24 protein-coding genes are annotated in these 26,143 nt (G+C 64.0%); 7 read left to right on the forward strand and 17 right to left on the reverse strand.

Annotated features, from left to right (window positions below; genetic code table 11):
- Positions 1 to 120: 120 nt before the first annotated feature.
- Genes ACZ9J7_RS16155 through ACZ9J7_RS16175 form a run of 5 tightly spaced genes read left to right on the forward strand, consistent with a single transcriptional unit; the run spans position 121 to position 5,503 of the window.
- Positions 121 to 1,467 (forward strand): ABC transporter substrate-binding protein, encoded by a 1,347-nt coding sequence (locus ACZ9J7_RS16155; protein WP_476210805.1) that lies wholly within the window; start codon positions 121 to 123, stop codon positions 1,465 to 1,467.
- Between the two features lie 26 nt (positions 1,468 to 1,493).
- Positions 1,494 to 2,462, forward strand: a complete 969-nt coding sequence (locus ACZ9J7_RS16160) for a carbohydrate ABC transporter permease (RefSeq protein ID WP_476210807.1) — start codon at positions 1,494 to 1,496, stop codon at positions 2,460 to 2,462.
- Positions 2,459 to 3,370: a carbohydrate ABC transporter permease gene (locus ACZ9J7_RS16165; RefSeq protein WP_476210808.1), complete on the forward strand. Its 912-nt coding sequence runs from the start codon at positions 2,459 to 2,461 to the stop codon at positions 3,368 to 3,370. Before ACZ9J7_RS16160 ends, ACZ9J7_RS16165 begins: the two co-directional genes overlap by 4 nt.
- A gap of 30 nt (positions 3,371 to 3,400) precedes the next feature.
- Positions 3,401 to 4,462, forward strand: coding sequence for an NAD(P)-dependent alcohol dehydrogenase (locus ACZ9J7_RS16170; RefSeq protein ID WP_476210810.1), 1,062 nt, complete (start codon positions 3,401 to 3,403; stop codon positions 4,460 to 4,462).
- A 45-nt stretch (positions 4,463 to 4,507) separates the two neighbouring features.
- A complete protein-coding gene (locus ACZ9J7_RS16175; protein ID WP_476210812.1) occupies positions 4,508 to 5,503 on the forward strand; it encodes a carbohydrate kinase family protein in 996 nt (331 codons plus the stop codon).
- Positions 5,504 to 5,545: 42 nt separating this feature from the next.
- Here ACZ9J7_RS16175 and ACZ9J7_RS16180 read toward each other — a convergent pair whose 3' ends face one another.
- From ACZ9J7_RS16180 to ACZ9J7_RS16260, 17 genes are all read right to left on the reverse strand, one after another.
- Positions 5,546 to 6,259, reverse strand: coding sequence for an SDR family oxidoreductase (locus ACZ9J7_RS16180; protein ID WP_476210813.1), 714 nt, complete (start codon positions 6,257 to 6,259; stop codon positions 5,546 to 5,548).
- Positions 6,260 to 6,334: 75 nt separating this feature from the next.
- Positions 6,335 to 6,937 carry a TetR/AcrR family transcriptional regulator gene (locus tag ACZ9J7_RS16185; protein WP_476210815.1) on the reverse strand — a complete coding sequence of 201 codons (603 nt, stop codon included), beginning with the start codon at positions 6,935 to 6,937 and terminating at the stop codon, positions 6,335 to 6,337.
- A gap of 70 nt (positions 6,938 to 7,007) precedes the next feature.
- Complete coding sequence (locus tag ACZ9J7_RS16190; protein WP_476210817.1) at positions 7,008 to 7,853, reverse strand: alpha/beta fold hydrolase; 846 nt, start codon at positions 7,851 to 7,853, stop codon at positions 7,008 to 7,010.
- Positions 7,850 to 8,902, reverse strand: a complete 1,053-nt coding sequence (locus ACZ9J7_RS16195; RefSeq protein ID WP_476210819.1) for an NADP-dependent oxidoreductase — start codon at positions 8,900 to 8,902, stop codon at positions 7,850 to 7,852. The genes ACZ9J7_RS16190 and ACZ9J7_RS16195 overlap by 4 nt, the downstream gene beginning before the upstream one ends.
- A gap of 52 nt (positions 8,903 to 8,954) precedes the next feature.
- Positions 8,955 to 10,046 (reverse strand): carbohydrate kinase family protein, encoded by a 1,092-nt coding sequence (locus ACZ9J7_RS16200; RefSeq protein ID WP_476210820.1) that lies wholly within the window; start codon positions 10,044 to 10,046, stop codon positions 8,955 to 8,957.
- Between the two features lie 103 nt (positions 10,047 to 10,149).
- The gene (locus ACZ9J7_RS16205; protein ID WP_476211877.1) at positions 10,150 to 11,574 is read right to left on the reverse strand and encodes a glycoside hydrolase family 32 protein; all 1,425 of its coding nucleotides are present in this window, start codon (positions 11,572 to 11,574) and stop codon (positions 10,150 to 10,152) included.
- A gap of 317 nt (positions 11,575 to 11,891) precedes the next feature.
- A complete protein-coding gene (locus tag ACZ9J7_RS16210) occupies positions 11,892 to 12,974 on the reverse strand; it encodes an ABC transporter ATP-binding protein (protein WP_476210822.1) in 1,083 nt (360 codons plus the stop codon).
- A complete protein-coding gene (locus tag ACZ9J7_RS16215) occupies positions 12,971 to 13,924 on the reverse strand; it encodes an ABC transporter ATP-binding protein (protein WP_476210824.1) in 954 nt (317 codons plus the stop codon). The genes ACZ9J7_RS16210 and ACZ9J7_RS16215 overlap by 4 nt, the downstream gene beginning before the upstream one ends.
- Positions 13,921 to 14,847 carry an ABC transporter permease gene (locus ACZ9J7_RS16220; protein ID WP_476210826.1) on the reverse strand — a complete coding sequence of 309 codons (927 nt, stop codon included), beginning with the start codon at positions 14,845 to 14,847 and terminating at the stop codon, positions 13,921 to 13,923. Before ACZ9J7_RS16220 ends, ACZ9J7_RS16215 begins: the two co-directional genes overlap by 4 nt.
- Before the next feature lie 32 nt (positions 14,848 to 14,879).
- On the reverse strand, positions 14,880 to 15,857 hold the full coding sequence (locus tag ACZ9J7_RS16225; protein WP_476210828.1) for an ABC transporter permease: 978 nt from the start codon (positions 15,855 to 15,857) through the stop codon (positions 14,880 to 14,882).
- 125 nt (positions 15,858 to 15,982) lie between these two features.
- Entirely contained in the window at positions 15,983 to 17,656 is a 1,674-nt protein-coding gene (locus ACZ9J7_RS16230; protein ID WP_476210830.1) for an ABC transporter substrate-binding protein, read from the reverse strand.
- A gap of 79 nt (positions 17,657 to 17,735) precedes the next feature.
- A complete protein-coding gene (locus tag ACZ9J7_RS16235) occupies positions 17,736 to 18,806 on the reverse strand; it encodes a LacI family DNA-binding transcriptional regulator (protein WP_476210832.1) in 1,071 nt (356 codons plus the stop codon).
- A gap of 151 nt (positions 18,807 to 18,957) precedes the next feature.
- Positions 18,958 to 19,956: an aldo/keto reductase family protein gene (locus tag ACZ9J7_RS16240; RefSeq protein WP_476210833.1), complete on the reverse strand. Its 999-nt coding sequence runs from the start codon at positions 19,954 to 19,956 to the stop codon at positions 18,958 to 18,960.
- A complete protein-coding gene (locus ACZ9J7_RS16245; RefSeq protein WP_476210835.1) occupies positions 19,956 to 21,479 on the reverse strand; it encodes a glycoside hydrolase family 32 protein in 1,524 nt (507 codons plus the stop codon). Before ACZ9J7_RS16245 ends, ACZ9J7_RS16240 begins: the two co-directional genes overlap by 1 nt.
- 839 nt (positions 21,480 to 22,318) lie before the next feature.
- Positions 22,319 to 23,533 carry an arylsulfotransferase family protein gene (locus ACZ9J7_RS16250; RefSeq protein WP_476210837.1) on the reverse strand — a complete coding sequence of 405 codons (1,215 nt, stop codon included), beginning with the start codon at positions 23,531 to 23,533 and terminating at the stop codon, positions 22,319 to 22,321.
- Between the two features lie 575 nt (positions 23,534 to 24,108).
- Complete coding sequence (locus tag ACZ9J7_RS16255; RefSeq protein WP_476210839.1) at positions 24,109 to 24,804, reverse strand: hypothetical protein; 696 nt, start codon at positions 24,802 to 24,804, stop codon at positions 24,109 to 24,111.
- A 161-nt stretch (positions 24,805 to 24,965) separates the two neighbouring features.
- A complete protein-coding gene (locus ACZ9J7_RS16260; protein WP_476210840.1) occupies positions 24,966 to 25,277 on the reverse strand; it encodes a 4a-hydroxytetrahydrobiopterin dehydratase in 312 nt (103 codons plus the stop codon).
- A gap of 480 nt (positions 25,278 to 25,757) precedes the next feature.
- On the opposite strand from ACZ9J7_RS16260, the gene ACZ9J7_RS16265 reads away from it, so the two are divergent.
- The gene (locus ACZ9J7_RS16265) at positions 25,758 to 25,913 is read left to right on the forward strand and encodes a hypothetical protein (protein ID WP_476210842.1); all 156 of its coding nucleotides are present in this window, start codon (positions 25,758 to 25,760) and stop codon (positions 25,911 to 25,913) included.
- Positions 25,913 to 26,140: a helix-turn-helix domain-containing protein gene (locus ACZ9J7_RS16270; protein WP_476210843.1), complete on the forward strand. Its 228-nt coding sequence runs from the start codon at positions 25,913 to 25,915 to the stop codon at positions 26,138 to 26,140. The genes ACZ9J7_RS16265 and ACZ9J7_RS16270 overlap by 1 nt, the downstream gene beginning before the upstream one ends.
- Positions 26,141 to 26,143 lie beyond the last annotated feature (3 nt).

Raw genomic sequence — 26,143 nt, forward strand, 5'->3', positions numbered from 1 at the left:
GTTGAGGAACAAGAGCACGGCACCGGGATCCCGGAGGCCAGCCGCACACTAGACCGGCACCCTGACGCAGCAGTCGGGTGCATCTGCCCTGATTCTTCCTGAAGAACAAAGGAGTCCTTAATGCGCCCGAAAACGCGCGCTGCCGTCCTGTCCGCCGGAGCCCTCTGCATCGCTCTGGGCGCCACGGCCTGCGCGGGTGCCGGCGGAGGTAATTCCGCCGGCAACCCCAACAGCATCAACGTCCTGATGGTCAACAACCCCCAAATGGAGGACCTGCAGAAACTCACCGCTGACAACTTCACCAAAGAAACCGGCATTAACGTCAACTTCACGATCCTGCCGGAGAACGACGTCCGGGCCAAGATCAGCCAGGAGTTCTCCAGCCAGGCCGGTCAATACGATGTCGCATCGCTGTCCAACTACGAAATCCCGTTCTATTCCGCCAACGGCTGGCTGGCACCGCTGGACAGCGTGGCCAGGGACCCCGGCTTCGACCAGGCGGATATCCTCCCCGCCTACACTGCTTCCCTCACCGGTACGGACGGCAGGCTCTACGGCGAACCGTTCTATGGTGAATCGTCCTTCCTGATGTACCGGAAGGACATCCTCGAGGCCAAAGGTCTCACCATGCCGGACAAACCCACCTGGGACCAAGTGGCCGACATCGCGGCGAAAGTAGACGGCGCAGCACCCGGCATGAAAGGCATCTGCCTGCGCGGCCAGCCCGGCTGGGGCCAGGTCTTCGCGCCCCTGACCACAGTGGTGAACACCTTTGGCGGCACCTGGTTCGACAAGGACTGGAATGCCCAGGTCAACAGCCCGGAGTTCACCGCCGCCACCGAGTTCTACACCAACCTGGTCCGCCAACACGGTGAAGCAGGAGCCGCCCAGGCAGGCTTCACCGAGTGCCTGAACAACATGAGCCAGGGCAAAACGGCCATGTGGTACGACGCAACCTCGGCCGCGGGTGCCCTTGAAGCCGACTCCTCTCCGGTCAAAGGCAAAATCGGCTACGCCCAGGCTCCCGTTAAGGAGACCAAGTCCTCGGGCTGGCTCTGGACCTGGTCCTGGGCCATGCAGGCCGCCTCCAGGAAACAGGATGCCGCCGGGAAGTTCGTAGCCTGGGCCAGCTCCAAGGACTACGAACATCTCGTGGCATCCAGGCTCGGCTGGGCCAAAGTCCCCTCCGGCAAACGCGTCTCCACCTATGAAAATGCGGAATTCCAGAAGGCTGCCCCCTTCTTCACCGCGGAGCGGTTCGCCATCGAGAACGCCGATCCCAAGAACCCCGGCACCCAGCCGCGACCCGCCGTCGGAATCCAGTTTGTGGGCATCCCCGAGTTCGCTGCCCTGGGCACAAACGTTTCGCAGGGCGTCAGTTCCGCCATCGCGGGGCAGGGCACGGTGGCGGACGCTTTGGCCAAGGGCCAGGACGCCGCCCAAAAAATCGGCAACAAGTACAAGTAGCACCAACCGAACCGCAGGAGAATCCCATGACTACCGCAACGGCGCGTATCTCCCGACCGGGACACACCGCAGCCAAACCCACACGACGTGCGCCATCCCGTGAACGCGCCATGGCCTGGGCCCGGCGTGCCCCGCTGCTCCCGGCCTTGATCTTCCTCATCGTCGTCACCCAGCTTCCGTTCGTGGTGACGCTGATCATCTCGTTCCTGAACTGGAACAGCCTGAGCCCGAACAAGACAGCCTTCGCCGGCCTGGAAAACTACGTCATTGTCCTCACCGACCCCGACCTCCGCCAGGCCATCTTCACTACCATCGTCCTCACCGTCTCCGTGGTCCTGGCCAGCCTCCTCATCGGGCTGGGCCTGGCGCTGCTGCTGGACAAGAAGTTCATCGGCCGCGGACTGGCCCGAACCCTGCTGATCGCGCCGTTCCTGGTGGTCCCCGTGGCCGCGGCACTGATTTGGAAGCACGCGCTGCTCAACCCCGCTTATGGCCTGGTCAACGGCCTCCTGACCTGGCTCTGGTCCCTGTTCGGCAGCACCGCGCCGCCGCAGCTGGACCTGCTCTCCCAGGCACCCCTGGCCGCCGTCGTCGTCTCCCTCGTATGGCAGTGGACCCCGTTCATGATGCTCATCCTGCTCGCAGGACTGCAGTCCCGCCCCATGGACACCGTGGAGGCCGCCCAGATGGACGGCGCCACCCCCTGGGCCATCTTCCGGCACCTGACCCTGCCGCACCTGCGCCAGTACCTGGAACTCGGCGGCCTGCTCGGCGCGATCTACATCGTGCAGAACTTCGACTCCGTCTTCACCCTCACCGCAGGCGGCCTGGGCACCGCCAACCTGCCCTATGCCATCTACCAGACGTTCTACTACGCCAACGAATACGGCCTGGCCTCCGCCGCCGGCGTCGTGGTGGTCATCGGCACCATCATCGTCGCCACCTTCGCCCTCCGGACCGTCTTTTCACTCTTCAAGAAGGAGGCAGCACGATGAGTACCCTCACCCCCGCCGCATCCCAAAGCACAACCTGCACCAGCCCGCGCAGCACGGGGACACGCCGCGGAAAGTCCCGCATGGATCCGACCCGCAACAGCACCGCCGCTGGGATCGCTGCGTGGCTCCTGGCCCTGCTGTTCGCGTCACCTGTGGTGTGGATGATCCTGACCTCCTTCCACTCGGAGACTGACGCGGCCACCAACCCGCCGTCGGTTGCCGCCAACCTGACCCTGGACGCCTACCGGGAGTTCTTCGGCGAAACCTCCGGCGTCAGCCCGTGGCCGTCCCTGATCAACTCCGCCACGGCCTCCATCCTGTCCACCGTCCTGGTCCTGGTCCTGGCCGTCCCCGCCGCCTACGCGCTGTCCATCCGGCCGGTGAAGAAGTGGACGGACGTGATGTTCTTCTTCCTGTCCACCAAGATGATGCCCGTGGTCGCGGCGATCCTGCCGCTGTACCTCTTTGCCCGCAGCGTGGGGGCCCTGGACAACATCTGGTTCCTGATCCTGATGTACACCTCCATGAACCTGCCCATCGCAGTCTGGATGATGCGGTCTTTCCTCGCCGAAGTGCCGGTCGAAATGCTGGAAGCCGCCCAGATAGACGGCGCCGGGCTACTGTTGACGCTTCGCAAAGTGGTGGCACCCGTTGCGATGCCCGGCATCGCCGCCACCGCACTGATCTGCTTCATCTTCAGCTGGAACGAACTGCTCCTGGCCCGCGTCCTCACCGGCGTGGTGGCGGGCACGGCCCCGGTGTTCCTTACCGGCTTCGTGTCCGGCCAGGGCCTCTTCCTCGCCAAAGTCTGCGCAGCCGCCGTCGTCATTTCCCTGCCGGTGCTGTTCGCCGGCTTCGCTGCCCAGGACAAGCTCGTCCAGGGCCTCTCCCTGGGCGCAGTCAAGTAACCTGCACACCGCTTCGAAAGGATCGCTCCGATGACAACTCCCACAACCCGGCTCCGCCCACATGCCCATGCGAAACTGCCCGCGACCATGCGCGCCAACATCCTCAAAAGCCAGGGCGACATGGCCATGGAAACCCTGCCCCTCCCGCAGCTCGACGCCGACCAGGTCCTGGTCCAGGTCGCCGCCGTCGGCGTCTGCGGCAGCGACGTCCACTACTACGAGCACGGCCGGATCGGCCCCTATATTGTGGACCACCCGCTCATCCTGGGCCACGAACTCTCCGGCAGGATCGCCGCCGTCGGCAGCTCCGTTGACCCCGCCCGCATCGGCCAGCGCGTCGCCGTCGAACCCCAACGGCCTTGCCGTACGTGCAAGCAGTGCAAGGCCGGCCGCTACAACCTGTGCCCGGACATCGAGTTCTACGCCACCCCGCCGGTCGACGGCGCGTTCGCCGAGTACGTGACCATCCAGTCGGACTTTGCCTATGACATCCCTGACAGCGTCAGCGACGAGGCCGCGGCCTTGATTGAACCTCTCTCCGTGGGCCTCTGGGCTTGCGGACGCGCAGAGATCAAGCCCGGCAGCAGGGTCCTGATCGCCGGAGCCGGGCCCATCGGCATTATCGCCGCCCAAGCCGCCCGCGCCTTCGGCGCCACCGAAATCTACATCTCCGATATCGCCGAGGACCGTCTCGCTTTCGCCCTCCAGCACGGCGCCACGCACGCGCTCAACGCGAAGACCGACAGTGTGGAAGGGCTCGACGTTGATGCGTTCATTGACGCCTCCGGCGCACCCCAGGCAGTCCGCGCCGGGATCACGGCAGTGGCACCCGCCGGCCGCGTCATCCTTGTGGGGCTGGGAGCTGACGACGTGGAGCTGCCCGTCTCCTACATCCAGAACCGGGAGATCTGGCTTTCTGGCGTTTTCCGCTACACCAACACCTGGCCGCTGGCCATCCAGCTGATTGCTGACGGGAAAGTGGACCTGGACGTCCTGGTCACGGGCAAATTCAACCTGGCCGAGTCAGAAGAGGCACTCAAGGCGGGCAAGCAGCGTGGCCAGCTTAAAGCCGTGGTGTACCCGGGCCGCTAGATCCATGCTCCCGGGACTGATGAAGAGAACTGCGAGGAAGCAGCCATGACCGATACCGGACCCACACCTGCGCGCCTGCCGGCTGAACGGGGAGTCAGCGTCACCGTCCTTGGTGAGTCGCTCGTCGATGTCGTCCGGGAAGCCGGAAGAACAACTCCGGCCCGGGTACACCCGGGCGGGAGTCCCCTCAACGTGGCAGTCGGGGTGGCACGTTTGGGCTTTGCCAGCAATTTGGTGACGCACTACGCCGATGACGAGTACGGACTCATGATCGAAGAGCACCTCCAGTCCAACGGCGTCACGGTGATCAGGGGCGGCAGCGCACCGACGTCGTCGTCCACCGCAAGGTTAGGTGCCGGCGGTGCCGCCACTTATGCGTTCGACATCAGCTGGGACCTGGCGGGGGCAACATTGCCTGCATTGGCCGCCGTCGAGACTTCCTCCCATGTGCACGCAGGATCAATTGGGGCTCTACTGGCGCCAGGGGACCAGGCCGTCCTTGGCCTTCTCGAGGCGGCGGGGGAGCGGGCAACGATCAGCTACGACCCCAACTGCCGGCCGGCCATCAGCCCTGATGTTGCCGCAGCCCGTATCCGGGCGGAACGGTTCGTGGCGGCCAGCGACATCGTCAAGGCCAGCGACGAAGACCTGGCCTGGCTGTACCCCAACCGCAGCCCGGAGGAAAGCCTTGCAGCCTGGCTGGAACTAGGACCGTCCGTTGCAGCCTTGACCCGGGGCGCCGCTGGCCCGGTGATCATCACCCGGCGGTGGCGGGCTGAAATGCAAGCGGAACCCGTCACCGTGGCTGACACCGTGGGCGCCGGCGACTCTTTCATGGCTGCTGTCATCGCCGGCCTTGCCCAGCTCGGAACGCTTGGGGCAGCCGGAAGACGCCGCCTGCAGACACTGGGCGCGGACGAGCTCCGTGCCCTGGCGACCTATGCCAACCGGGCCGCCGGGATCACCTGCTCCCGGCCGGGAGCCAACCCTCCCCAGGCCGCTGAACTGGGACCGCTGTCCGCCGCAGCACCAGTGCAGTGACTTGGGCTGTGCGTGTGAGTGTTAGCGCAGAACCGCGCCCCTTTATGCGGTGGGGGTTTTGAGTTGCGGGTAGAGCTCCACGATGCCGGCGCTGAGGCCGGCCTTGACGCGTGCTGATGCCTCGTCGGCGAGCACCTCGTATTCGCCGGCTTCGAGGGCGTCGAAGACCCGGCTTACCAGGACTGCGGGCGGGAGCTTGGGGTCGGTCGTGTGCGCGGCCATCGCGGTGTCCACCCATCCGACGTGTACCCCGAGGACGTGGACGCCCTCGGGGGCGAGCTCGAGCCGCAGGGCGTTTGTGGCTGACCACAGGCCGGCTTTGGAGACGCTGTAGACGCCAGCCGTTGCGTACCAGCTTAGGAGCGAGTGGATGTTGACCATCGCTGCTGCTTCCTGTTCTTTGAGCAGGGGTGCGAAGGCGCGGGCAAGGCGGAGCGGGCCGAAGAAGTTGGTTTCGACGTTGGAGCGGATGTCGTCTTCCGGCAGGGTGAGCAGGCTGGCGCTGGCGGGGGAGGCGCCGGCGTTGTTGATGAGCACCGTAATATCCGGTGCTGCTTCTACCGCTGCCCCGATGGAGGCAGGGTCTGTGACGTCCAGGGTGAGGGGGATGATGCGGTCGTCGTCCCAGGTGCGCGGGTGGCGGGCGGTGGCGTAGACCTTGGCGGCGCCGCGGGCGAGAGCTTCGCGGACGAACTCTGTTCCGATCCCACCGTTTGCGCCGGTGATGAGGACGATTGCATTGTTGAGGGAAGTCATGGCTGGTTGCCTTTTCTATGAGGGTGCCCGGGTACTGAGGAGTTCTGCCGCATAAGGCAGCGCTCAGTAGGGCGGTCAGGCAGGGATGATGGCTGCTACCTGGTCCCGGATGTCCAGGATCAGGTCGTCGGTGGCCCGGGAGGTGTTGGTTGACGCTGCCATGGTGAGGAACATGATGGCGGAGACGGTGCGGGCAAGAGTGGCTGCAGTTTTGGGGGACGTGCGGCCGTCGCGCTGCAGCACGTCGGCGATGGCTGCCTCGGTCCCCGCGGCGAGGGTGAGTGCGGCGTGGTGGTGCGGCTCGTTTGGGTCGCCGAAGACAATTTCGCGCAGGTAGGTGCGTCCGTTATGGATCTGGGTCCGGTTGCATTCCACCACGGGCCGGACGATGGCCATGACTGCGTCCAGCGGTGCGCGGGCCTCAGCGGCGCCGGCCGTTCCCTTGGCGAGGGCATCAGCATAGGCGGAGTTCTGGACGAGCAGGAGCAGTTCGCCCTTGCTCTTGGCGTAGAGGAACAGGGTTCCCGCGCCGATGTCGGCTTTCTCCGCAATTTGCTGGGTGGTGACATCGTCGATGCCATGTTCGGCAAAGAGTTCACGGGCCGCCGCCGTGATGCGGTCAAGCTTGGCCTGCTTGTTCCGCTCCCGCCGGGAGACGGGCTGGGAAGCAAGATGCATTGAGGGAGGTCCTCCGGGACGGTCGTGGTGACGGGCTGACTTCGAGTGTAGCCAACGGCGCGCATGGCCGTCAGCGCTGCAGGAACTTGGCGGCAACAGGAACGAACTGCTCGTGGAACTGGAAAATGCTGCCGTGGCCGGAGTCCGGGTACATGACCAGCTCTGAACCTGTGATGCGGCGGTGCAGGTCCTCTGACAGGACCGAGGGAACCATGCGGTCGTTGTCGCCGTTGTCGATCAGGGTTGGCTGCGTGATGGTGGACAGGTCCGCTGACTCGGCGCGGCCCCAGTTCCTGATAGCTTTTAGCTGCGTCCGGAACGCCTGGATCCGTACCGGAAGGTCACGTCCCGCACTCCGCTCCTGGAGACGTCCGATGAACTCTTTTGCTGCCCGCTTGCCGGACGAGTTGCGGTTGAAGAACAGGAACTCCTTGGGATCAGCCCGGACCAGGGTGGCCCGCAGGATGTCTGAGTACGTGACCCGGGCAACCTTGTCCATGCCTTTCCCGCCCCTGGGGCCCGTACCGGCGAGGATGAGCTTCCGGACCAGGGAGGGGTGCTTCCCGACAAGGGCCTGGGCCACCATTCCGCCCAGTGAAAAGGCGAAGACATCGACCCTGTCCAGCCCCAAAGCGTGGATGAAGGTGGCTGCGTCGTCGGCCATTGCCTCGACGGTGGCCGGCACCTTGCCGGTGGTGCCGGCCAGCCCACGGTTGTTGAAGGTGATGACGTGATGTTCTTGGGCAATGGGGTCGATGATCCGCGGATCCCAGTTATCCAGGTTGCCGGCCAGGTGGTGGAAGAAGACCACAGGAACGCCGCCGATTGGCCCCAGTTCACGGTAAGCGTAGGTGATGCCGCCAGCCGTGATGCTGCGGGTGGGCGCCGCGGCATAGGAAGAGGCCGCGGCGCTCATGCCCGGTCCCCAAGACCGTGCTGGTCGGCTGTTTCGCCCCCGGCCTCCCCGCCAGGCGGATTCATGACCACCGCCTTGCCACGCAAACCTCCGTTGCCCAGCGCCCGCAAGGCCTCCGGGAGTTGGGCAAACGCACTGCTGCGTCCGACGACGGCACGCAGCACGCCGTCGTCGACCAGCCTTGCGATGCGCCGGAGTTGCTCTCCGCTGGCGTGCATGAAGAGGAATTCGTAGCGCACGCCGAGCCGGCGTGCCTGGCGGCGGACGTTGAGGCTAAGGACGGCGATGGCGAGCCGGAGCAACGGGTTGAGGCCCAGTTCCCGGGCGAAGGCGGGGTCCGGGGGACCCGCGATTCCGATTGCCACACCGCCGGGCTTGAGGATGCGGAGCGACTTCTCCAGGTTTTGGCCACCGAGGCTGTCCAAAACCAGGTCGTAGCCGCTGAGGATCTCCTCGAAGTCTTCGTTCCGATAGTCGATGACGACGTCGGCGCCAAGACCTCGGACGAACTCCGCGTTGGCGGCGCTGGCCGTGGCAGCCACCGTCGCCCCCAAGTGCTTTGCCAACTGGACGGCAAGGGAACCAACGCCGCCGGCGCCCGCATGAATGAGCACTTTCTGCCCCGGCTCCACCTTGCCGCGCTCCACCAGGGCCTGCCACGCCGTCAAAGCCACCAGCGGAAGGGACCCCGCCTCGGCCATGGACAGGGACGCGGGCTTGAGCGCCAGGTCCGCCTCGTGGACGGCAATGCGTTCGGCAAAGGTGCCGATCCGTTCCTTGCGCGGCCTGGCGAACACCTCGTCGCCTGGTTTGAAGCCGCGCACGTTCATCCCAACCTGGAGAACCGTTCCCGCCAGGTCGTGCCCCAGCACCAGCGGCAGCGGGTAGGGGAGGATCTGCTTGAACTCGCCGAGCCTGATCTTCTCATCCAGCTGGTTGAGCCCCGCTGCCTCGACCCGGATCAGGACATCGTGCTCTCCAACGGTCGGCTCAGGGACTTCGGCCATCCGTAGCCCGGCCTTGTACTTGCTAACGACAAACGCCTTCATGGCGGGTACTCCTCTTAATTGACTCTAATCAATTATGAGCGCACTCAGCTTTTTAATCAAGATAACGCCTGCAACGAGAAGCGGCTGGGTGGACAGAAGCCTTCTGATGGACGAGCCCAGTTGCTGGCCCGAGGGGCTGGAGCCCAACTGGTGAACCGGCCGCCGGATCGGAAACCTCGCAGCTATCACCTCGCCCTTCGGGACGACGCCAAGGTGCTTCGACCGCGGATTGCAGTTCCTTCAGGGTGGGAGGGTTTGCTCCGGTCCGCTGAACCGTGATGGCCGCTGCTGTGGCTGCGGTGCGTCCCAGCTGCTCCAGGACGGCAGGGGCGAAGCCTTCGGTCCCGCGGGTGAGAAGGCCCAGGATGAGCGCGGCCATGTAGGAGTCGCCGGCGCCAATGGTGTCCACGACCGTGGCCCTCACCGCAGGAATTGTGATGCCTGCGGCAGCGCAGGTGAATTGGGACCCTTCGGACCCTTTTGTTATGACTGCCAGGCCGGTGCCGAGCCGGAGGATATGGTCGGCAGTTTCCTCAAGGGTCTTCTCGGGATAGAGCCAGTGGGCGTCTTCGTCGCTGAGTTTGACGACGTCGGCCAGGGATACGAGTTCTTCGAAAATCCCTTTCGCTTCCGCATGGCTGCCCAGCAACGAGGGACGGATGTTCGGATCGTAGGTGACGGTGCACTGGGCGTGCGCTTGTTCGATCAGGGCTTTGACCGCACTCGCCCCCGGTTCCAGGAAGGTGGCTATGGAACCCGTGTGGAGGATTCTCGGGAAGTAGGCCGGCGTTGCTGGTGGCAGTTCCCAGTGGATGTCGAACCTGTACTCCGCAGAGCCGTCAGGCCCAAGGATTGCTGCGGCTGTTGCAGTGCGCGCGAGAAGCTTTGATCCGGGCAGGAGAGTCACGCCTGCCTGGCGGAGGTGCTCTTCTATCAGTGTGCCGCGTGGGTCCGGGGCGATGGCCGTCAGCAGTCCGGTGGAGACGCCCAAAAGCCCGAGGCCGTAGGCGACGTTGGCCGGCGATCCACCGGGATGCTCAACCTGGCCGTCCGGAGTGGTGACCACGTCGACGAGTGCTTCTCCGACAACCAGGACGTCCAGGAAGCGTTGGGTGTCATGGGGATATGTTTTGGGGCGTGCCATGATCTTCTCTCCGGCAGGTGATGGTAGGGGAGCGGGCAGGCACTTCGGTGGCCGATGCCGGAATGGCCTGCCCGCAGCGTCATGCGTTGGGCTGGGAGTACAGCTAGGACAGCGCGCCGATTTCGTTGATCGTGAGGTTGCCGAAGGTGGCAGTTCCCTCGTGCGCATATAGACGGATGCCGTTGTCCCCGTCCAGGGGGAACACCCGGTGTGAGTGCACCACCCGCCCGTCTCCTACGAACATTTCGACGCTTGTCCGGTCCACGAGGATACGGAGCGTGAGCCGCCCTGCCGATGGGTCGAGGGGCGTCTGGCTTTCCCCGCCGGTTGGGTTGATGGTGGGTCTCCGGTTGACGTACGCGAAGGGGCCGGGGAGGAATGCCCCGGCGGCGACGTGCCGGCCCCCACCGTCTGCTCGACAGATCTCAAGGCCAACATTGGTTGGCGGGCTGGCCGGATCCCACCTCAGCTCACAGTTCAGGTCGTAGGCCAGTGACTTGATATCGAGGTCCCGGGTGCCCGTGACAGTCACGTCACCAAGGCGGTGGCTTTGTTTGACGTGGTCGCTCAGGCCGGCTGTCGGGGCTGAGACGAGGTGGTAGCTGGCGCCTTCCTTCTTGAGCCGGACATCACGCACAATCATGTCGTCGCCGTTGTACGCGTCAGTCGCCAGGGTCGGGGTGTTGTGGGGGTAGTCCCAGAAGTTCGCCCATCCGAGCGCCCTGCGCAGGGTGGCATCCTCTGCTCCGGACGGGTCGTGATGGGGATAGGTCACTGCTCCGTAGAAGTCATAGCCGTAGTCCAGCCACTCCGGTTCGGCACGGTCGGGAGCGAACGTCGTGCCATCGAAGGTCCCTGTCCAGTAGGCGTAGGTTGCCGGCAGGCCACGGCCTTTGCCGTTGGCGCTCGTGCCGAGGATCCAGTGCGAGGTACCGTCGTCGGCGGTCATGCGGAAAAGGTCGGGGCACTCAAGCAGCCCCAGATCAGTGCGGATGAATTCGCTGACCCGCTGCCAGGAGCGCAGATTGGGGGATGTATAGAAGCCGAGCTTTTGCCCTTCGGCGTTGACCATGAACCACTGACCCCGGTCGGCGTCCCAGATCACTTTCGGGTCGCGGAAGTCCTGTACTCCGGGGTTCGGCAGGACCGGGGCCGCCCCACCGGGTTGGAACGAGCGCCCACGGTCCGTGGAGTACCAGAGGTATTGGGCCTGGCGGCCCTGGGGTGCCTGCGTTACGAGGGCGATCACGGCGTTCTCGCCGTATCCAGCGGTGTTTCGTTCGTCGATGACAAGGCATCCTGACCAGCAGTCGCCGTTGTCGTTGCTGAACTTTGGAATGGCGACGCCGCGGTCGCGGAAGGAGACGTGGTCGGTGGTGGTCGCGCGCCGCCACGATGTGCCTCCACCACCCTGCAGGTAATCGCCGTTGTAGAGGTAGTAGTAGTGGTATTCGCCGTCGATGAAGATGGGCCGCTGGGGGTCGTTCTTCCAGTTGTCGGGGACGCTGAAGTGATAGGTCGGGCGCATGCGGGTTGGTCCTTTGAAGGGCGGCTTGGCCGGGGCGGTGTTAGGAGCGTTTGGGGGTGCCGCTGTCGCTGACTGGGCGAATGACGTTGAGAGTGCGAGCGATCCGGTGAGGGCGACGGCCCCGCTTCCGGTCAGGAGGGAACGCCGGGAGACGGCCTGTGAGTTTTCCATCAGTGACCTTTCGGTGGGCAGCTTCGGCGCTGCCAGTGCGTGAATGTTGATGTTTTTGGGCAGCGCAGAAGGGGCCGCTGTTTGGGTCGAATCTTTTGTGCGTCCTGCTAAGGGGACAGGAAGGGCAAGTTCTGGAAAGAAGAACTTCAGCCTGCAGGCTGAGGTTCCGGCAAGGGTTCCGTCGCCAGTGCGTGGCCGCCGGCCCCGGCACTTGGCCGGTAGAGGTGGCAGCGGACCCAGTGACGGTTCAGCGGGTCGCCCACCTGGTGCCGAACAAGTTCCTCTGCTGAACAGCGTTGGTCGGGATGGTCCTCGAAGGCGCAGGTGGTGGAAGCCATGACGGCCTGCCTTAGTTTGGCGCGGTGAACGGGGTCGTAGGATCCGGCCCGGGCTGGGTCCGGGACGGCTGAGACCAGCAATTGCGTGTAGGGGTGGGCCGGGTTGGCCAGCAGGTCCAAGGACTCGCCCTCTTCCACGATTTCGCCGGCGAACATGACGGCCGTCCGGTCCGCGAGGTACCGGGCGGAGGCGAGGTCGTGGGTGATGTAGAGCATGGAAATGCCCTGCTCGTCGCGCAGCTTCCGCATTAGGTTAAGCACGCCGATGCGGACCGATACGTCCAGCATGGACGTCGGTTCGTCGGCGAGGATGACTTGTGGTTCGACGGCCAAGGCGCGTGCGATCGCCACCCGTTGACGCTGCCCGCCGGAGAGCTCGTGGGGGTAGGAGTCGAGCATGTCGGCCTGGAGCCCTACGGTGGTCATGAGCTCTTCGAGGCGGCGCCTCGTCTGCGCTTCGGAACCTTGGCCGGTGCCGCCCTTGCCGTGGATAGTGAGGGACCGCCGGAGGAAGTGCTCGATCCGGTGGGCGGGGTTAAGGGAGCCAAACGGGTCCTGGAAGACCATCTGCAGCTGGGCGCGGAATGACCGGGAGGCCTGGAACCGGTCGCGTTTGAGAACGTCAACGCCGTCGAGCAGGATAGCGCCTTCGCTGGGTTTCTCGAGCCGGGCGACGCACCGGGCCAGGGTGCTTTTGCCCGAGCCGGATTCCCCGACGAGTGCGACGATTTCGCCGCGGCCGATGGTCAGGTCGACCCCGTGCAGCGCGCGGACTGCCTGGCTGGAAAACAGGCCGCCGGTGTGGAATGTCTTGCCCAGTCCGCGCACCTCGAGTGCAGGTGTCTGGGCCGACACATCGGAGCGTGCCGGGGAGTGGACGGCGTGGCTCATTGTGCTGCTCCTTCATAAACGGCGGCTTCGGCGTCGGCGGCAAACGGGGCCACGAAGTGGCCGGGCGCCACTTCGGCAAGGTCCGGGATGTTCTGGAACTTGACGCCTTCGGGCAGGCCCGTCAGCGGGACACGCGGGCCGGTAAGCGGCGGGAACGCGCCCATGAGGGCCTGGGTGTAGGGGTGCCTGGGCATGGTGTAGATGTCGTGGGCTTTGGCGGTCTCCACGATCCGGCCGCCGTACATGACGGCCATGCGGTGTGAGAGTTCCACCATCAGCGACATGTCGTGGGTGATGAAAAGGACAGAGAAGCCCAGTTCACGCTGGAGGTCCTTGATCTGGGCCATAATTTCCTGCTGCACCACCACGTCCAGGGCGGTGGTGGGCTCGTCCAGAATGAGCAGTGATGGCTTCAGGGCCACGGCCATGGCGATGACGGCGCGCTGCCGCATTCCGCCGGAGAGTTGATGCGGGTAGGACCTGAGGCGGGTCGGATCGATCCGCACGAGCTCCAGGAGCTGTGCTGCGCGTCGAAGAGATTCTTGACGCGAGTAGCCGGCATGTGTCGTGAAGATGTCTGCCATCTGCTCCCCGATGGTCAGCACCGGGTTCAACGAGTTCATGGCGGACTGGAACACCATGGCAACGTCCTGCCAGCGGAAACGGCGCAGTTCGTCCTGGTTCATGGCCAGCACGTCCTTGCCCCCGAAAGAGATGCTGCCGGCAGCGGTGTTCGCCGGGTCCTTGAGCAGCCGCATGATTGAGTTCGCGATGGTTGATTTTCCGCACCCGGATTCGCCGGCCAGCCCGAAAACTTCCCCGGCGCCGATGCTGAAGGAGACGTCGTCCACAGCCGTGGTCGAGCGGGTGTCGCCGATGTACTTGACGGTGAGGTTCCTGACGTCGAGAACCGGTTCGTGGGAGCCGAAGGAGGTTTGGGAAACGGTCACTTGAGGGCGCTCCTTTCGGTGGTGGCGGGCTTGCGGATCTTCCGCAGCCGGGGGTTGGTTACTTCGTCGACGGCGTAGTTGATGAGGGCCAGGGCGAACGCCACCAGGGCGATGCACAGGCCGGAGGGGATGAAGACCCACCAGCTTCCGGTGAGCAGGGCACCTTCGTTTCCGGCCCAGAAGAGGTTGTTGCCCCAGGAGACGGTGCTGACATCACCCAGTCCAAGGAATTCCAGGCCTGCCTGGGCCCCAATGCCGTAGATGACGCAGGCAAGCAGTGTTCCCATCACGATCGATGCCATGTTTGGCAGGATCTCCCGGAACATGATGCGGCCGGCGCTTTCACCGGAGACGACGGCGGCAGCGACGAAGTCTTTGGAGCGGATGGACAGGGCCTGTGACCGGAGAACGCGTGCCGATCCGGCCCATCCTGTCACCGTGAGTACCAGGATCACGGTTCCCAGTCCCGGGGGCAGGAAGGCGGCCAGGATGACGAGCAGCGGCAGGCCGGGAAGGAGGAGGAAGACGTTGGTCAGCAGCGACAAGGCTTCGTCGATGAATTTGCCGAAATAGGCCGAGGCGAGCCCAACGAGGATCCCGATAAAGGTGGACGCAAACCCGACGGTAAGGCCCACAAGCAGGGAACTTCTGGCGCCGTGGACGGTCAGGGCGAGCACGTCCTGGCCCTTGGCAGTCGTTCCGAGCCAGTGCTCGCTGTCCGGTTCCAGTGAGGCCATCCCGGTGATCCGGGAAGGGTCTCCGGGGAACAGCACGGGCGAGGCCAGCGCCAGGACGATGAAGACGAGCATGATGGCCGTGCCTGTCATGGCTTTCTTGTTGGTGATGAGTCCGTGTACGAAGCCGCGGTTGGTCTTGCGGGCAGCTTTTTCTTCGGTTGGCTGCTGGAGGATAACGCTGGTCATGATGGATTCCTTGGTGACTGGGTACGCAAGGCTCAGTTGCTGCGCACGCGGGGGTCGAGGCGGACGTAGAGGACGTCCACCAGGAAGTTCGCCAGCAGCACGGCGGCGGTGATGGTGAGGAACAGGCCCTGCATGAGGGGGTAGTCCAGGCCCTGGACGGCGTTGAGGAGCTGGTAGCCGACGCCGGGGTAGGCGAACACGACCTCGGTGAGAAGCGCGCCGCCCACTACGAAGCCCAGTCCCATGCCGAAGCTGGTGACGGAGGGAAGCATGGCGTTCCGGGCGGCGTAGCGGAGCATGATGCGTCCCGGGCGCAGTCCCTTCGCTTCGGCCATGGTGATGTAGTCCTCGGAGTTGGTGGCGATCATCGTGTTCCGCATGCCGAGCATCCATCCGCCGATGGAGACCAGGACGATTGTGAGCGCCGGGAGTACCAGGTGGGCGGCGACGTCGCCAATGAACTCGGTGGTGAAGCCGGGCTCGAGGCCGTCGGTGAACGCGTGCCGGATGGGGAACCAGCCCAGCACCACGCCGAACAGGTACAGGGCGCCCATTGCGAGCCAGAAATAGGGGAACGATCCGATGAAGACCAGTAGGGGAGGCAGCGCCGAGTCGACGGCGCCGCCGCGGCGCCACGCTGCGAGGATGCCCAGCAGGTTTCCCACGACGGCGGCTATCACCAGTGCTGTCCCGCCGAGCAGCAGGGTCCAGCCGATCTGGGACGAGATGACCTCGGTGACGGGTGTGGGGAATCGGGTTATGGATACGCCCATCTGCCCGGTGAGGACGTTCTGGAGGTAGCCGGCGTACTGCTCCCAAATTGGCCGGTCGTCCACTCCGAGGAGCTTGCGCAGTGCCTCGAGCTGTTCGGGCTGCATTCTGTCCTGGGTGCGGGCAAACATTCGTGAGACGGGGTCCCCGGGCATGAAGCGCGGGAGCAGGAAATTCAGGGTAATGGATGCCCAAAAGGCGATCAGGTAGAAACCCAGGCGGCGCAGGATGAAGCGCACGGTTTCCCTCCAATTCGGGAGTGGTCAAGATTGTCGGGTACGCCCGACGGCCGGCCGGTGGCATAGGCCAGGCCGTCGGGCGCCAAATGGCGCGGGGCCAGGTGGGCCTCAGGCTCGGTGGGTCGCTACTTGCGCGGTTCCAGGCTGGTCAGCACGAGAACCGTAGAGGGTGCGCGGACCGAGAGGGTGGCGTAAGGGTTGTCCGGGGTGGGCCAGCCGGTGAAGTGCGTGTCGTTGTACGCACCCCACTCAGGGCCGGAGAAGAGCGGCACCAGTGGTGCGACGTCGTTGTATTCTTCCTGGAGCTTGTTGGCGATGTCCTTCTGCGTGGACTGGTCCGTGGTGGCAGCGAACTGTGCCAGCAGGGCATCGGCTTTGGGGTCCCCGAAACGGTGGTAGTTATCCGACGCCTTGGTGCCCACCGGCTTCACCGTTGAGGAGCCCATGGAGGCGTTGAAGTACTTGTACGGGCTCGGATCGTTGGCGCTCCACACGATGCCCGAGTCAAAGTCGCCCGTTTCGTACCCTGACACCACAGCGGCCCAGTCCGGGGAGTCCACCTTTGCGGTTACTCCGACTTCTGCGAGGTTCTGGGAAATCACGTTGGCTACCGAAAGCCAGTCGGACGAAGTCGCACCCACGGAGATCCTGAACTCGAACGGCTTGCCGTCCTTGAGCGTGCGCTTGCCGTCGGGACCCTTCGGGTAGCCGGCCTTGTCCAACAGGTCATTGGCCTTCTGGACGTCGTGGTTGGTCCAGGTGCAGTTGTCCTTGACCTGGCTGTTCTTCCAGGTCTCGTAGTTGCCGGAGAGGCCGGTGCAGTCGGCCGGCTGGGCGTAGCCGCTCATGCCGATCTTGGTGACCTGGTCCCTGTCCACGGCCATGCTCAGCGCCTTGCGCACATCCACATCGTTGAAGGGCGCCTTGGTGGTGTTGAGCTGCCAGTTGATCATGGCGCCCGTGGGTGGGAACCAGTAGTGCCGGTGGTCCTTGTCCTTGGAGACGAACGTCTTTTCGATGTTCGGTATGTACTGGGGGGCCCAGTCCACGTCGCCGTTGGCGGCGGCGAGGTTGGCGCCGTCGTTCCCTGCGAAGGCAAGCATCTTGATGCCGGCGATCTTCTGCTTTTCCGGCTGCCAGTAGTTGGGGTTCTTCTTCAGCACGAAGGACTGGGCCTGGAAGTTGTCCACCTCGGTGTAAGGTCCGGTGCCCACCGGTTTGGCGTTGGCGTCCTTCTCCGGGTCGGCCAGTGCGGACCAGATGTGCTTGGGGAGGATGCTGAGCTGGCCGACGTCGTACAGGGCCGGAGACCAGGGTTTGTTGAAGTTGAAGGTGACCTTGCTGCCTTCGGCAGTCACGCTATCGAGGTACTCGTAGCCGCCCTTCAGCTTTTTCTGAAGCTCGAATGTGTAGGCGACGTCGTCGGCAACGAACGGCTGGCCGTCGGACCACTTCACACCGTCACGCAAGGTGAAGGTGATGGACTTGCCGTCGTCGGCTGCCCTCCAGTCGGTGGCGAGCCACGGCACCGTGTTTCCCTGGGCCGGGTTGAAGACCAGGAGGGACTCGTAAATCGACTGCTGGACCATGGGGTTCACGGTCGGTGCGAACGGGTTGAAGTTCTGCACGAATGTGCCCATGTCTTCGCGGGGGATAGTGAGGAACGCGCTGGCGTTGGCCGCAGCGTCGGTGCCGCCGGACTTGTTGCCGGTCGCGGCGCAGCCGGTCAGCAGCATCGCGCCTACAGCCAGTCCGGCCGCGGCAACGCGGGCGGACTTGAAGAACCTGGTTTGTGTCATGATGGGGTTATCTCTTCCTGTCTTCATCAGCAAGGTGAAGGGTGGGTGGGGGATGTGCTCTTCGACGTTGATTTCGCGGTCAGACCGAAGAGCGTTCTAGCAGCGGACAGTCGACCAACTGCTGGTTGGCAGTGATCGGCTGTCCGGCTGTAAGGGCGGCGAGCGTCTGGACTCCCAGAGCGCCCATCTTTTCGAACGGCAACGCAACGGTGGTCAGCTTGGGCCTGAGGTAGGCCGCGATGAGTTCCTGGTTGTCGAAGCCGATCACGGCGATGTCGCCGGGGATGGTCAGGCCACGTTCCTTGATGGCGTCGTAAGCGCCCATGGCCATGCGGTCATTGAGGCAAAAAAGGGCGGTTGGCCTGTCCTTGGCCGGGTATCGATCAAGGATCTGGCAGGCAGCGTCGTAGCCGCCGTCTGCTGTCGCATACCCGGCTACGACCAGCTCCGGATCGAGGTCAAGACCCGCGCCGGCCAGGGCTTCCTGGACGCCCTGCAGTCGCCCGACGGCTGCCGGGATTCCCGGATCCAGGTTGATCACACCGATCCTGGTGTGGCCAGCGTGGAGGAGGCGTTCGACGGCGACCCGTCCGCCCGTGCGTTCGTCAGGGACGATTGAGGGCAGCTTCCCGTCCAGGTCGAAGCAGTTGACGAGGACGGAGGGTACTTCGTGTGCGCTGCGGGGCACATGGACGCCGCGGTGGTGTGTAGCGGCGTACAGCAGGCCTTCCACCCGCTGTTCCAGCAGCTTCTCAACAGCAGCATCTTCCATTCCCTGGTTGGTTCCGTCTGTATCACCCTGGTCTGACGGGGCGATCAGGAGAAACCGGCGGTCAATCCAGGCCTGGTCCTGGGCACCTTTGATGATGTCTACGGCGAACGGTGCGGTGACGATCTCCGTAACGATGCCGTACCAGTCGCTGCGCTGGGATGCCAGCGCCCTCGCCCCGGCATTCGGGCGGTAGCCCAATGCCTGAACCGCGTCAGCAATGCGGGTCCGTGTCTCCTCCGAGATGCTGGCGTCTTCGCGGTTGTTCAGCACGAATGAAACAGCCGTCCGGGATACTCCGGCATGCTTGGCTACGTCATTCATGGTGACGCCACGCTGCCGGGTGGTGCCGGCTGTGACGGGGGAGGTGGTCTTCGCCATTGAATGCTCCAGAGGTCTTCATTGAGCTGGGGGTGCCAGTTTTGATGCGGATGTAACGTCGTGATTTGCGCTTAGTAACTCGCGTTACCTTCGGCTGTGATCTAAGTTACCCGCGTTACTAAGAGGTGTCAATACATTTCTTCAGTGGCGGTTACGGGCGGGTCTTGAAGGACTCGACCTTCCCCGGATCTTTTTCGATGACGGGGCCGAGGATGTCATCAACCCTCAGGAGCAGTTCCGGGTCGAGTTTGACTCCCGCGGCCCGGACGTTGTCGACGAGTTGCTCGGGCCGGGATGCTCCCACGATGGCTGCCGAGACGTTGGGGTTTTGCAGTACCCATGCGACCGCGAAGGCCGCCATGGACAGTCCGGTCTCCTCTGCCAGGGGCTTCAGTTGTTGGACACGGGTGAGGATGTCCTCGTCAAGGAAGCGGTGGTCATTTTTCAGTTCGCCGTTGTCGCCTCGGAAGCGGGAGCCTTGCGGGGCCGCCGCACCGGGGGTGTACTTGCCCGTGAGGACTCCCTGGGCGAGTGGGGACCAGCAGATCTGGCCGATGCCCAGTTCTTCGCTCAAGGGAACGATTTCCTGTTCGATGACGCGCCACAGCATGGAATACTGCGGCTGGTTGGATATGAGCTGGACACCAAGGTCCTTGGCAAGGGCAACACCGGCGCGCATCTCGTCCGTCGTCCACTCTGACACCCCGACATAGTGCGCCTTCCCCGCCCTGACGATATCGGCAAAGGCCTGCATGGTCTCTTCCAGCGGGGTCTCGTAGTCGTACCTGTGCGCCTGGTAGAGGTCGACGTAGTCAGTCTGGAGTCGGCGGAGCGATGCGTCGATGGACTCCATGACGTGCTTGCGGGACAGGCCGCGGTCGTTCCGGCCATCTCCGGTGGGGAAGTAGGCCTTGGTAAAGATCTCCACGCTTTCACGGCGTGTTCCTTTGAGTGCCTCACCCAGGGCTTCCTCGGCCCGGGTTCCAGCGTAGGCGTCGGCGGTGTCGAAGGTGGTGATGCCTAACTCCAGTGCCTGCTTGACGCACTGCGTCGCAGCGGCCTGGTCGATCTGCTCACCGTGGGTGACCCAGTTTCCGTAGGCGATTTCGCTGATGTACATGCCGGAAGATCCCAGTTTGCGGTGTTCCATTAAGAGTCGTCCTGTCCGAAGTTGGTGAGTTGAAGCACAGCGTTGGCTGTACCGCCGGTGGAGTAGAGGGCAAGGGATGTTTGGCCGGCCTCGGGAAAGATCAATTCGGTCACGGAAACGAGCCCGTCGTTCGCGAATACTTCCACCGAGCACTGGTCGATGAAGATCTGCAGGGTGTAGTTGCCATCCCCGCCGGCCGCAATTGGGGCGCGGCTGGCGGACGGGAAGGCTTCGTGGAAGCCCGTGTCACCGGAGCGGCTGCGGTCTACGATGAGGTCCCCGCTGCGGGGGCGGATCCCGATCCGTGTCCCGACCGCCCCGTCCGCTGACCCTCTGGCCACGAGGCCGAACTCCTCGGCGTCGCCAGGGGAAAAGGTGATGTCCATAAGCTGTACTGCCGTGCCGCCCCCAACCGGCGTCGGCCCGTTTACGGTGACCCGTTGCACGGGACCGGGCCTCGAAGTTGCCCTTAACTCCGGCACGGGGTGCTGCTGGAGCCGCGGTTGCCCGTTCACGGTAACGAGGGATACGTCCCGGACCAGGCTCATGGGGCTGCGCCAGGGCGACGTGGGAATCTGGTTGGCGTACTGCCAGTTGTTCATCCAGCCGATCATTAGCCGCCGTCCGTCCGGAACGTTGCTGAACGAGACGGCGGCGTAGTAGTCCCGGCCCCAGTCCAGCCACTGGTAGTCGGGCACGCGCTCCGGATCCTGCATCCCCTCGGTGAGGGTTGTTTCGGAACTGAAAGTGACGCCGTCGAACTCTCCCACGAAGTATTGCCCGGCGGACCCGCCGTTGGGGCCGCCGGGGTTCATGTTCACCGTCAGCACCCACTTCATTGCTGCCGCGTCGTTGTCCAGGGGCAGTTCAAAGAGGTCCGGGCATTCCCAGATCCCGCCGGTGGCGTTGGCGGGGCCGAAGGTGCTGAGGTACTCCCAGTTCTTGAGGTCGTAGGAGCGGTAAAGCAGGACGCTGAAGTCGTGTGCTTCCACGGCCACCATGACCCAGTAGTTGCCCGCCGGGCCGGTGTAGCGGAAGACCTTGGGGTCCCGGAATTCCGGTGACTTTCGGGTGAGGACCGGGTTGCCGGCGTACTTGGTCCAGGTGTAGCCGCCGTCCGTGCTCCACGCGATGGACTGGGCCTGGGTGCCTTGATGGAGGGAGCCCGGCTTGTACGCGCTGGTGTAGATGGCCACCAAGGGGTCGTGCCCGTCTGTGCCGAACCCGCTGGTGTTTCCGGTATCAACCACAATGCTGCCGGAGTAGATCTCCTCGGACTGATCGCACGGGATCGCGACCGGTTGTTCGCTCCAACTGACCAGGTCCGTCGAGGTCGCATGGCCCCAGGACATGTTGCCGTGCACGTTTCCGAAGGGATTGTTCTGGTAATAAAGGTGGTACGTGCCCTCATGGAAGACCAGCCCATTGGGGTCATTGAGCCACGTATCCCTGGCGGCGTAATGCATCACCGGCCGATAGGTGTCGATGGTGGAAGAAGTGCTGTTCAATTGTTCTCGTTTCATGGCCGAAGGAAGTTCGCGGACCCCCGAGGAGCAGTGCTTTTGTCCAGTGGAGCAGCCCGGAATCGGTCCCGAGCGCGCCGCAGTTGCTGCCGCAGTTAAGGGCTTTCCGGATAACTGGAACTGGGGGCATGGCTGGAGCGGCCTGAGAATGGAGCTTGTGTCATGATGGTTGTCTCTCTCCTGTCTCCATTTGCAAGGTGAAGGGTGGGTGGGGGATTGCTCTTCGACGTTGATTTCGCGGTCTGGCCGAAGAGCGTTCCAGCAGCAGGCAGTCGATGAACTGCTGGTTGGCAGTGACCGACTGTCCTGCTGCTGGGGCGACGGCAATATGTTCTCTGCTAGCACTCCGGGCGCGACAGTATTACGGCTCACGCCGCTCCAGTCGTGACTGTCCCGCCGTCGTCTGCTCGGAAACTGATGTGCGGGTGCCTTGTAGGCGGGTTTTCCCAGAAGACCTTCAGCTTTCGAGCGACGGCCCGCGGGGCGCTTCCGGGGCTGCGATTTTAGTAACGCGCGTTACTAGGTGCTGACGTCTAGGTTACCCGCGTTACTTGGAGGTGTCAACGGGTGTAAGCCGGCTTTCCGTCGGTGACACGGGCGTAAAAGGGGTATGGCTAAGTAGACCCCGCCGGCGGTGCCTGTTGAACCGAAGCACCGGTCACCTTCTCTGTGACCGGCGCTTCGCCAATGACATACACGGTCCCTGTGAAGACGTCGGCCCTGTGAAGGCACGTCAGTGACGTCCAGGAATTTAGACTGTTCGGACCCTCTTGTGATGGCCGGCTAAGCAGGAACGTGACGCTGGGGTGCGGATCATTGTCTAGGGCCGCGGTGAAACGTCAGACGGCGATGGTGGTGGAGGTGGCCAGTGGGGCGCCGTTCTTGTCCAGCGCTTGTACTGCGAGGTAGGGGGCGGCGGCGACCGCTGTTGATGTTTCGAAGCCGCGTTTCGGAAAGGTTCCGGCCTCACTGAGTTCGTCGGCGGTGGTTCCGGTGAAGAAACGCCATTTGGTGACTTCTGTGGCCCCGTTCCAGCTGGCGTAGACCTGCATCGTGGACCCATTTCCCGGTACTGCTGCCAGATCGGGGAGCGTTTCGGGTTGCGCAGTCCAGGGGCTGCGGTAGGCGGGGTAAGATCCGCTGCCTACCCTGGTGGCCTCGTAAACTGCTGTGCCGTCTGCTGTGAATTCTGTGACGGCGGGGTCTGTTCCCCAGCCCACCAGGATGTTTCCGTTAGGCAGGTGTTGGACACTGCCCATCGCGTTGCCGCGGTGCCCGGCGTGGGTGAACTGCCGTTGTGTGACGGCGGTCCGCGTTGTTTCGTTGACGGCGAGAACCAAGCCGCGGGAGATTCCTGTGCCGCCGGCGTCGTAATGGTTATCGAACATGCTGATTGAGCCGTCCGGTTGCCGGCGCGCGTCATGCTGCCAAGCAAATTGAGCGTCCGGTCCAAGGCTGAAGTCGCGGTGCTTCCCGCCCATGCGCCACCTGACATTTCCGGTGGTCCGGTCAACGAGATAGAGGGTGTGCGTATGCCGTGCGGAGATCAGTAGCGAGTTTCCGTCCGCGTCCACGGAATTGAGGTGGTATGGGTCGTAGGCTTTCGCCGCGCTCGTTCCGTCGCTGTTCGGGTCATCCTGTGGTCGCAGGTAGGAATCGGTGAGCGGTATATGGTCCTGGGCGTTCCAGTCCAACAGGACAGCGCCGGTGCGTACCTCCACTTCCTGTACATGGCAGTTGTATATATAGCCGGCAGCGGGGCCACCTACCGCGCTCAGGTCCTGCTGGATGGTTGGGTAGGACGTCAACAGGGCTGTCCCGGCGGGCATTAGTGTGAATTCGTGGAGGTCTGCCTGGATCCCGTTTCCGGTCTGGACTTCGTGGATTGTGCGGTAGGCGCTGTCCATGATCACGCCCTTGCCCAGCCCATGGCCTCCGATTCCGGTGCCGGTCCAAAAGGTGAGTACAGGCTTGCCTTCGAAAGTCTGCGCCCTGAGGTCCATGACGCCCGCCCCTGTTGGCTCCATCCACACCGGTTCGCCGGCATCATTCATGATCAGCCCGTTGGAACCATGCCCCATCGGGCCCGTAAAAAGCAGCCCAGATGCTGGGGCGGCGGTCGACCACGCGGTCACATGCGGCGCTGTCAGGTGGGTGCTCAGGAACGACCGGTCGGGTGGTGCGGAGAGTACTTCTGCAGTTGGCAAGGGCGCGGGCCTGGCCGGAGCTCCGGGAGATGCTTGACTGACTTGGCCTGCGGCCAGAACAGGGAGTAACCCGGCTTTTGAGAAACCTGCGGTCACCAAGGCCCCCGTGCCGACAAGGTAAGCGCCGTGAAGGAACCTGCGCCGGCTCAGGTGCGGCCAGCCCCCGGCTGCGTCTCTCCCAGGCTCGGGGTAGGACCCTCGGCCATGTCCGTCTTCGCTTGCGGGATCTTCTTTCACATCCACAGGCTCAAAATATGCTTGAAGCCTATGCCCAGGCCTCGATCAACCTTTGGATCGGCTGTGACACTGCAAAGGACAATGGGCCGCCTGCGGAGAGGGGCAGGGATCGTTTGGTGGACGCCGGATGTCATAATAATCCGCTCATGTGCCACGGCCGGTTCCGCTGGCGGCAGGGCAGGGTTTTATTGGGCGAGCAGAGATACTGCGTGCGCGATGACGAGCGCCAGCAGCACGAAGCCTCCAAAGGCCTCCAGCCCCATGAGGGATTTCGCCCGTGCAGAGAGAGGCATGGTGTCCGTGGGGCTGAAGGCCATGGAATTGGACAGCGAGAAGTAAACGTAGTCAACGAACGAAGCAGTCCAGCCGGTCTTGACTGACGACCTGGCGGCTACTTCCTTGACGGCGTCGTGGTCTTCGTCCTGTGGGAAGCGGAAGTCCGCCCGAGGTAGTTCGTGGCGCGGGGTGTGCCGTCGTGAGACGGGGCCGCCACGGTCCAACTCCCAGTAGACCAAGGCGAAGGCGATGACGTTCGTGACCCATACCTGAAGTGCAGCCAATAGGAGGGTTGGTCCGTTGCTGCTGGCGGACTTGGTGAGCGCTATGACCAGCTGAACAAGGGCGGCCTCATTGGCCGTGACCAGCAGCAGCGCTTGGCCAACGGAAAGATACCGGGACCAGCGCGTTTCGCGGGTAAGGCGCCGGGGATTCAAGGCAACGAGTGGGATCAGCAGACCGACGCCGACGATGACGACAGCCAGGCGAACAGTCGGCAGGAAGGTCGTGGGCAGCGTCGCATACAGGGCCAACGCGATCAGCAAGCCGACGACTGCTGGCCAGCGATGCTCCGCACGGGCTTGCTGTTCGCTTTCCATGGTCATAGCAGGAGTGTAGGCACGGAACCTCTCGGATTCGATTCACAGACGAGATCCTGCGAGCCCTTACGCCGATTTCCGACTCTTGCGGGTCCCATTCGTATCTCAAAGGCCGAAAGTAAGGATTCCGTAAAAGATCGCGCAGCGCCTCGACGTTCCCCTCCGGCTCACTCCGCGGTGGCGACGCCGAGGTCGGCCGCATGGCCGCTGATGGTGCGGGCGAGATCGACGTCGCGGCTGGTGATCCCGCCGACGTCATGGCTCGAGAGCGTGACGGTTACCTGCGGGTAGGTGAGCGTGAGGTCAGGGTGGTGGTTGGCCTCCTTGGCGGAGGCGCCGATGCGGTTCACGAACTCCAGCCCGGTGGAGAACTTCCGGGTCCTGAAGGCGGCGGTGAGGGTCTCGCCGGTCATGCGCCAGCCCGTGAGCCCCGCTTCGGAGAGCTCTGCGGCGGACAGCTTCCGCTGGGGATCAGTCATAGTGCCATCATGGCTCCGGAGAGCCGCCGTCGGCTACCCCTGGAGCCTCTGCCTGGGAATGGGGGGGGCGGGCGGCCGGCCAGTTCAGTGGTTGCAGCCCTTATGACTACTTGGCTGACTGTATCGAGTACCGTCGGGCTGTTTACGGGGCCGGTGACGCTGGACGTTCCAGTGGCCAGCTCAAAGCAGACTGCCGCAGATCTTTCGCTGGGGGCGGCTGGTCACTTCATCTCGATGGAAGCGACGATGCCGGTTCTTCCTGCAGGTCCTGCCGTAAGCCTGGCCTGGGCGGGTGTGCTGAGTCAGGTGGGGGTCTTGGCGTTTTTGGCGCTTGTTTTCCTGCTGGCCTACAGGCTTCAGGGCAGAACTCTTTTCACGGCGCGGTCTGCGCACATCGTAGGTGTGGCCGGAGTTGTGCTCGCTGTGTCAGGCATGGCCGGTCAGGTTCTTGACGGCACGGGGCGGAGTCAGCTTGCCGAAATGATCGGTGCGAAGGCCTGGGCTGCAGGGGAGGCCCGGATCTTCTCGGCAGACATCAACCTGACCCCGATAATCGTGGGCATTGCCTTGGTCCTCATCGCGGGAGTCTTCGAGTACGGCCGGCGGCTCCAGAAAGACACCGAGGGACTGGTCTGATGCCCTCCGAGGCGCCGTCGAACATCCACTGCCACCTGGATGACCTGCTCACGGACCTCGGCATGGCCTTGACAGAGCTCAGCAGGCGGGTCGGGGTCAGCCTGGTAAACCTGTCTATGCTCAAGAACGACCGTGCGAAGGCCATCCGGTTTTCGACCCTGACGGCAATCCGTGAAGTGCTCGACTGCCAGGTCGGTGATTTACTGACGGTCGCGCTCGAGCCGTGATTC

It is taken from the genome of Pseudarthrobacter sp. TE9888, assembly GCF_056279345.1.

Bases quoted from the DNA above. Each gene is read 5' to 3' on its own strand.
- ACZ9J7_RS16250 (WP_476210837.1), bottom strand. From the start codon at position 23,533: ATGAATGATGCCGGCGAACCGGTGTGGATGGAGCCAACAGGGGCGGGC.
- ACZ9J7_RS16270 (WP_476210843.1), top strand. From the start codon at position 25,913: ATGCCCTCCGAGGCGCCGTCGAACATCCACTGCCACCTGGATGACCTG.
- ACZ9J7_RS16160 (WP_476210807.1), top strand. From the start codon at position 1,494: ATGACTACCGCAACGGCGCGTATCTCCCGACCGGGACACACCGCAGCC.
- ACZ9J7_RS16205 (WP_476211877.1), bottom strand. From the start codon at position 11,574: ATGCGCCCGACCTATCACTTCAGCGTCCCCGACAACTGGAAGAACGAC.
- ACZ9J7_RS16255 (WP_476210839.1), bottom strand. From the start codon at position 24,804: ATGACCATGGAAAGCGAACAGCAAGCCCGTGCGGAGCATCGCTGGCCA.
- ACZ9J7_RS16185 (WP_476210815.1), bottom strand. From the start codon at position 6,937: ATGCATCTTGCTTCCCAGCCCGTCTCCCGGCGGGAGCGGAACAAGCAG.
- ACZ9J7_RS16175 (WP_476210812.1), top strand. From the start codon at position 4,508: ATGACCGATACCGGACCCACACCTGCGCGCCTGCCGGCTGAACGGGGA.
- ACZ9J7_RS16210 (WP_476210822.1), bottom strand. From the start codon at position 12,974: ATGAGCCACGCCGTCCACTCCCCGGCACGCTCCGATGTGTCGGCCCAG.
- ACZ9J7_RS16230 (WP_476210830.1), bottom strand. From the start codon at position 17,656: ATGACACAAACCAGGTTCTTCAAGTCCGCCCGCGTTGCCGCGGCCGGA.
- ACZ9J7_RS16190 (WP_476210817.1), bottom strand. From the start codon at position 7,853: ATGAGCGCCGCGGCCTCTTCCTATGCCGCGGCGCCCACCCGCAGCATC.
- ACZ9J7_RS16220 (WP_476210826.1), bottom strand. From the start codon at position 14,847: ATGACCAGCGTTATCCTCCAGCAGCCAACCGAAGAAAAAGCTGCCCGC.
- ACZ9J7_RS16170 (WP_476210810.1), top strand. From the start codon at position 3,401: ATGACAACTCCCACAACCCGGCTCCGCCCACATGCCCATGCGAAACTG.
- ACZ9J7_RS16155 (WP_476210805.1), top strand. From the start codon at position 121: ATGCGCCCGAAAACGCGCGCTGCCGTCCTGTCCGCCGGAGCCCTCTGC.
- ACZ9J7_RS16240 (WP_476210833.1), bottom strand. From the start codon at position 19,956: ATGGAACACCGCAAACTGGGATCTTCCGGCATGTACATCAGCGAAATC.
- ACZ9J7_RS16180 (WP_476210813.1), bottom strand. From the start codon at position 6,259: ATGACTTCCCTCAACAATGCAATCGTCCTCATCACCGGCGCAAACGGT.
- ACZ9J7_RS16260 (WP_476210840.1), bottom strand. From the start codon at position 25,277: ATGACTGATCCCCAGCGGAAGCTGTCCGCCGCAGAGCTCTCCGAAGCG.
- ACZ9J7_RS16265 (WP_476210842.1), top strand. From the start codon at position 25,758: ATGATCGGTGCGAAGGCCTGGGCTGCAGGGGAGGCCCGGATCTTCTCG.
- ACZ9J7_RS16245 (WP_476210835.1), bottom strand. From the start codon at position 21,479: ATGAAACGAGAACAATTGAACAGCACTTCTTCCACCATCGACACCTAT.
- ACZ9J7_RS16195 (WP_476210819.1), bottom strand. From the start codon at position 8,902: ATGAAGGCGTTTGTCGTTAGCAAGTACAAGGCCGGGCTACGGATGGCC.
- ACZ9J7_RS16235 (WP_476210832.1), bottom strand. From the start codon at position 18,806: ATGGCGAAGACCACCTCCCCCGTCACAGCCGGCACCACCCGGCAGCGT.
- ACZ9J7_RS16200 (WP_476210820.1), bottom strand. From the start codon at position 10,046: ATGGCACGCCCCAAAACATATCCCCATGACACCCAACGCTTCCTGGAC.
- ACZ9J7_RS16165 (WP_476210808.1), top strand. From the start codon at position 2,459: ATGAGTACCCTCACCCCCGCCGCATCCCAAAGCACAACCTGCACCAGC.